This window comes from Sphingomonas sp. (assembly GCF_051962185.1).
Taxonomy (GTDB): Bacteria; Pseudomonadota; Alphaproteobacteria; order Sphingomonadales; family Sphingomonadaceae; genus Sphingomonas.
The window spans coordinates 1-2,556 of sequence record NZ_JBQCCN010000325.1 but is presented as its reverse complement, the minus strand read 5'-3'; the positions used below and the strand labels follow the sequence as shown (position 1 = coordinate 2,556).

At 70.6% G+C, this 2,556-nt stretch carries 2 protein-coding genes and 1 pseudogene; 2 read left to right on the top strand and 1 reads right to left on the bottom strand.

The window, feature by feature from the left end:
• Positions 1-196, top strand: a pseudogene (locus ACTHJR_RS20025) (ABC transporter ATP-binding protein); the annotation flags it as partial.
• On the top strand, positions 193-1,623 hold the full coding sequence (locus ACTHJR_RS20020) for a hypothetical protein (protein ID WP_440525188.1): 1,431 nt from the start codon (positions 193-195) through the stop codon (positions 1,621-1,623). The pseudogene ACTHJR_RS20025 and the gene ACTHJR_RS20020, both read left to right, overlap by 4 nt.
• On the opposite strand, the gene ruvB is transcribed toward ACTHJR_RS20020, so the two are convergent.
• On the bottom strand, positions 1,608-2,556 hold a 949-nt coding region (gene ruvB, locus ACTHJR_RS20015), incomplete at its 5' end, for a Holliday junction branch migration DNA helicase RuvB (RefSeq protein ID WP_440525187.1). The genes ACTHJR_RS20020 and ruvB overlap by 16 nt on opposite strands.

Here is a 2,556-nt window from a genome sequence, read left to right as displayed (position 1 = left end):
GCAGGTCGATCGCGGCAAGACGGTCATCGTCACCACCCACATTCTCGAAGTCGCCGAGCGCATGGCCGACCGCATCGGCATCATCGGCGGCGGCAAGTTGCTCGCCGAAGGAACGCTCGACGAATTGCGCGACCGCGCCGGCACCGAGGGCATGACGCTCGAGGACACGTTCATCCGGCTGACGAGCGCGGCGTGATCGCGCTTCGTCCCGGCAGCTTCGCCTGGCTGGCGCGGCACGAACTCCGTCTCGCCTGGCGCGGGCGGCGGCGCGGCGGCGCGCGCCAGGCGCTCGCCCTGGTGCTGCTCGCCGGCTATCTGGTGGTCGGCGTGGTCGTCGCCGTCGCGCTGATGGGCACGCCGATCGCCTATCGCGCGGACATCGGCGTCGGCATCCTGGCCGCCTCGGTCGTCGCTCTGTCCTTCATGACGACGCAGGCGATCCTCGGCAGCCAGCAAACCTTGTACGAGAGCCGCGACCTCGACCTGATGTTCACCGCGCCGATCGAGGGCCGGGTCGTGCTGCTCGCCAAACTGGCCGGGATCGCGGGCGCGATCGTGCTGATCTACGCCGGCTTGCTGCTGCCGCTGGCGATCCCGGTCGCCATCCTGGGGCACCCGAATCTGTTCGGCGTGATCGGGCTGCTGGTGGCGCTGGCGCTCGCCGCGGCGGCGATCGGCATCGCGATCACGCTGACGCTCGCCAGGCTCGTCGGCCCGCGCGCCGCGCGCACCGTCGGCCAGGTCGCCGCGGCGGTGCTGGGCGGCGCATTGTTCCTGGTCACCCAATTGTCGCACGGCGGCGGCGGTCGCCGATCGTCAGTGGTCGTGATATTCGAGGATCTGCGCGCCTGGGGATGGGGCGAACGGGGCTGGAGCGGCGTGCCGGGCCATGCCGCGTTCGGCGATCCCCTGTCGGTCGCGATCCTGCTGGCGATCGGGATCGCGGCGTTCGTGGCCGCGGGCGCGGTGCTGCGGCGCCTGTTCCTGAGCGGCTATCAGGACGCCGGCATGCGGCTGGGCCGCACGCGACCGACCGGCAAGGCGAGCAGTCGCCTGTTCCATGCCGGGCTGTTCCGCGCGGTGCTGGCCAAGGAATGGCGATTGCTCGCGCGCGATCCCGGGCTGGTGTTCCAGGTCATCCTGCGGCTGGTCTATCTGGTCCCGCTGATGCTGGTCGCGTTTCGCGGCGGCGGCGGGCTGATCGCGCCCGGCCTGGCCTTCGCCAGCGTGCTGGTGGCGACCCAGCTGACCGGCAGCTTCGCCTGGCTGGCGGTGTCGGGCGAGGACGCGCCCGAGCTGCTGGTCGTCGCGCCGATCGACAAGGAACGCGTCGACCAGGCCAAGCTCGCCGCGGCATTGCTGATGGCCGCACCGATCGCCGCGTTGCTGCCGATCGCGATCGCGACGGTCGGGCGTTCGCCGCTCGGCGCCCTGGTGTCGTTGGTCGCCACCGCGATCGGCGGCACGATCGCGGGCTATATCGAGCTCAAATTGGGCAAGCCGGGCAAAAGGTCGGCCTTTGCCAAACGCCGGGGCGGCAGCGCGCTGGCCGGCATCCTGGGCATGATCGTCGCCGCGATCTTCGGCGGCGGCGCGGCGGCGATCGTCTATTCGATCGGCTGATCGAATAGCCCGTCTTGCGCCCCTGCGGGCGGGTTGAGGCCGAGATGCTTCCACCCGGACGGATTGAGGCACCGGCCGCGCGCGGTACGCGCGATCAGGCCGAGCTGGATCATATAGGGCTCGACCACTTCCTCGATCGTATCGCGCGGCTCGCTCAGCCCGGCCGCCAGCGTCTCCACGCCGACCGGGCCGCCGCGATAGATGTCGGCGATCATATGAAGGTAGCGCCGGTCCATCGCGTCGAGCCCGAGCTTGTCGACCTCGAGCCGGTTGAGCGCGGCGTCGGCGGCGACCGCGTCGACCGTCTCGCGCCCCGCGACATTGGCGAAGTCGCGCACCCGGCGCAGCAGCCGCCCGGCGATCCGCGGCGTTCCTCGCGCTCGTCGCGCGATTTCCTGCGCGCCGTCGGGCGAGACGTGGAGATCGAGCAGCCGCGCCGCGCGCGTCACCACCGCTTCGAGTTCCTCGACCGTGTAGAAATTGAGCCGCACCGGGATGCCGAAGCGATCGCGCAGTGGCGTGGTCAGCAGGCCCTGTCGCGTCGTCGCGCCGACCAGAGTGAATTTGGGCAGGTCGATCCTGACCGATCGCGCCGACGGGCCTTCGCCGATCATCAGATCGAGCGCGCGATCCTCCATCGCGGGATAAAGCACTTCCTCGACCGCCGGCTGGAGCCGGTGGATCTCGTCGATGAACAGCACGTCGCCGTCCTCGAGATTGGTCAGCAGCGCCGCGAGGTCGCCAGATTTGGCGATGACCGGCCCGCTGGTGGCGCGGAACCCGACCCCCATCTCGCGCGCGATGATCTGCGCCAGCGTGGTCTTGCCGAGCCCCGGCGGGCCGAAGAACAGGACATGGTCGAGCGCGTCGCCGCGCGCCTTGGCCGCCGCAATGAACACCCGCAGATTCTCGCGCGCCGCTTTCTGCCCGACG